Origin of the sequence: Mesorhizobium sp. M7A.F.Ca.US.006.04.2.1 (assembly GCF_004022915.1) — a bacterium.
GTDB classification, from domain to species: Bacteria; Pseudomonadota; Alphaproteobacteria; order Rhizobiales; family Rhizobiaceae; genus Mesorhizobium; species Mesorhizobium ciceri.
Genome location: NZ_RZQA01000888.1, coordinates 1 through 2,493, shown reverse-complemented (window position 1 = coordinate 2,493; position 2,493 = coordinate 1). Strand labels below are relative to the sequence as shown.

Genomic DNA, 2,493 nt, shown 5'->3' with positions numbered 1-2,493 from the left:
TTCCCAATCGAACCGTCGGCAGCGACGTAAGCTGCGTGCCGACGAGTTCAAGCCAGGTCCGGCTCCGCAAATGTTCCAGGCGGGCGACAAGTGACGCCGCTTGCACCAGATCGTCGTTCAAACGAGCTTTCCAAATGAGCGACCAACGTCCAGCCAACACGCAGTCGGTGCTCCACCAGAACATAGAGGCACTGGTCGAGCACAGGCGACAACAGGAGGAGCACCAAAGCGTTCAGGTGCGGATTGCCGGCGCTATTTCGCGCTTCGCGGGGAGCATGATTGTCGTCTATCTGCATCTCGCAATCCTCGTGGCCTGGATCCTTGCAAACCTAGGCGCGATACCAGCCATCCCAGCTTGGGACCCAACTTTCGTGATCCTGGCCATGGTCGCTTCCGTCGAGGCAATCTTCCTGTCTACCTTCGTGCTGATCAATCAGAACAGAATGGCCGAACACAGCGAGCGCCGAGCGGAACTGGATTTGCAGATCAGCCTCCTTAACGAACATGAAACCACGCGGCTGATCGAGATGGTGGCTGCCTTGGCGGTGCGTCTGAATGTCTCCACCCCGGCCGACAAAGAGCTGCGGCAACTGGCAGAGAATGTCGATCCCCGAAAGGTGATGACCCAAATCCAGCAGGCTTCTGAAGATCAGCAGGAAGCTTGATCAAAGCGACCGCGCCGGCAAGCCGCCGCAGCGTACCAACCCGACACGAGCTTACAGCGAGAAACCATTCGCGCGGCTGCTGTAGGCCTGCAATCGTCCTCATCGTCTGGCACTTGGCTGTCGAAGCACCAAGCCCGTCTTGGCGTTGTCCAAGGCGACCTCAGGACGTCAATCGATCGCGGCAGCGTATCAGCGGCGATAGCGAGGTACACTGGGGAGCCGAAGGTGTTCCCAACAGCATAATATGATCACCAAGCCCTTCTTTCTGCCGCAGATCATAACGGCCGTACCTCAACTCTTAAATGCTCAGCAAGGTCCAGAAACTCACATCCAGGATTCGGATCTTGGCCCGAGCTGCTGACTGGATCGCACGCCGGCAAGTCTTACATGCCGTATCCTGCGCCGTGCTTCTGGCTCTTGGCCAATTATTTTCGCCTCACCAAAACTCCCGGAACATTCTGTCCATCCTGCGTTGGGCCGCGCCGGACAATCCCTCTTGCACAATCGCCTGTTGCCCGGCATCGGAAGCTGGATCCCCACAGCTTCAGCCCGCCTCGGCTCCCCACCCGAGGCGGGCGGCGCGGAGTTGATGCAAGCATAGAGACGCCTTCACCCCATCAGAGCTGGCCGTACTGAGCCGCGTTTTGGCGCGCAGCAACCCCAAAAAACGAGACCGAAACCAAGAGAGAACGGAGTGCATCGCGCATCCTGGCTTACTACCAAGCTGGGATAACGGACGAGGACAAACTCGAACAGCTTTCTCGACAATCCCTCGCGTGGTTATCGTCATTTCGGCAATTCAGCATGTGCACATACTAACTCCGGCGGACGGGCCACCGCGCGGCATGGCCCGACGCACAGAGCGTTCTGCCGGCGTCGAGCGTGATTCAAGGTGACAGAATCACAGCCGCCAGTTCTTAGGGCAGCTAGGAAGCAATGCATCAACGCCGCACCGGCTGCCCCGTCCTGGAACACTTTAATGCGCGCCGCCAGGAACGGGGTCGCCGTGCTGACGTTCTTCTGGGGACAAGGTGAGATTTCAGTGAACAGGCATATTTCGCGGACGGATGTCGAACAAATCGATCACACGGATGACAGCGGGTTTACGATAGAGCACGGCGTCCCGCCATCTTCAGCTATCGCGGCAGCGCTGGCCGGTGGGCTGGAGGCCAGCCGGCACAAGCACATTATCCATATAACTGCCTCGGAACGCAGCGCCGACGAGATCGTCGGGGCTTTGCGTCAGTTCCTGCCGCACGCGGAGATCATCTTGCTGCCGTCCTGGGATTGCCTGCCTTACGACAGGGTGTGGCCCACACGCGCCAATATGGGGCGGAGGCTTCGTGCGTTGTGTCACATGGCAACGAAGCCCGATCGTGCGCGCATCGCTGTAATGTCGATCGAAGCCAGTCTGCAGCGGGTGCCGCCCGCCCAGGTCATTGCTGGCGGTTTCGCAATTCTGGAGGTGGGACAAAAGTTCGACCGGGATGATTTCAGAACAAGGTCCGAAGCTTTTGGCTATGTCGTCGACGAGAGGGTCGACGAACCGGGTGAAATAGCTTTTCGGGGCGATCTCATGGACATCTTCCCCGCTGGCGCGGAGGACCCCGTTCGCGTCGTCCTTGGCCCAGACAGCTGCATTCGAGAGCTCAAGACCTACGATCCGATCAGTCAGCTCAGCGACCAGGTTCGAGACTCGATTGCTGTCGGACCGGCATCCGAGCTGATGTTTAAAGCTGGTGATCATCCTGAGCTGACAGCGATGCGCGCGACGTCGATGGAAGAGCGCCTGGTCGCATTATATGGCGCGATGCCATCTGTCTTCGAC

General features: G+C 58.9%; 1 protein-coding gene and 1 pseudogene. Both read left to right on the top strand.

What is annotated here, in order from left to right; all coding sequences use genetic code 11:
- Nucleotides 1-134 precede the first annotated feature (134 nt).
- Entirely contained in the window at nt 135-665 is a 531-nt protein-coding gene (locus EN925_RS31720) for a DUF1003 domain-containing protein (RefSeq protein WP_128337202.1), read from the top strand.
- A 979-nt stretch (nt 666-1,644) separates the two neighbouring features.
- Nucleotides 1,645-2,493, top strand: a pseudogene (locus EN925_RS31710) (DEAD/DEAH box helicase); the annotation flags it as partial.

Excerpts from the sequence above, each read along its gene's own strand:
- EN925_RS31720 (WP_128337202.1), top strand. The coding sequence starts at position 135 with ATGAGCGACCAACGTCCAGCCAACACGCAGTCGGTGCTCCACCAGAAC.